General features: G+C 65.1%; 1 protein-coding gene. It reads left to right on the plus strand.

Annotated elements, in window-relative coordinates; genetic code table 11:
• Positions 1-16 precede the first annotated feature (16 nt).
• Positions 17-737, plus strand: a protein-coding gene (locus tag OCW50_RS33110) for an IS5 family transposase (protein WP_373371549.1) whose coding sequence is annotated in 2 segments (ribosomal slippage) — positions 17-352 and positions 355-737 — 719 coding nt annotated over the 2 segments. Because the reading frame shifts where the segments join, the coding sequence is not laid out codon by codon here. This gene is flagged as partial in the annotation.

Raw genomic sequence — 737 nt, forward strand, 5'->3', positions numbered from 1 at the left:
TTTTTGGGAGGCGGTCTTGGGCGTGTTGGATCGTTTGGTGCTGAGCGATGCTCAGTGGGAGCGGATTGCGCCGCTGATCATCGGGCGCCCGGATCAGAAAGGCTCGACGGGCCGGGACAATCGGATGTTTGTCGAGGGCGTGCTGTGGATCGTGCGAACGGGTTCGCCCTGGCGCGACTTACCGGACGCGTTTGGCGACTGGAACAGTGTCTTTCGCCGCTTCAGCCGCTGGAGCGCCAAGGGGGTCTGGTGGCGCATGTTCGAGGCGCTCTCGGACGATCCTGACTTCGAATACCTGATCGTCGACTCCACCATTGTTCGCGCCCACCAGCATGCAGCGGGGGCGAAAAAGGGGGGTCTGGCGATCAGGCCCTGGGCCGCTCGCGCGGCGGCCTGAGCACCAAGATTCATTTGGCGGTGCGAGGTCTGGGCTGTCCGGTGCGGTTTGTCCTCACGGCCGGCCATCGCGGCGATGCCCCGCAGGCTGCGGCTCTGATCGAGGGCCTGCCCGCCCAGGCGGTGTTGGGCGACACGGCCTACGATGCCGATCATCTGCGCCAGGCCATCGCTGACAAAGGCGCTCTTGCGGTGATCCCCAACAATCCCGCGCGGGCCAGGAAGCACCCGCTCGACAAGCACCTCTACGCTCAGCGCCACCTGATCGAGTGCTGCTTTGCCAAGCTCAAGCAGTTCCGCCGCGTCGCCACGCGCTTCGAGAAAACGGCCCGAAACTATCG

This window comes from Microvirga sesbaniae, assembly GCF_025460805.1.
GTDB lineage: Bacteria > Pseudomonadota > Alphaproteobacteria > Rhizobiales > Beijerinckiaceae > Microvirga > Microvirga sesbaniae.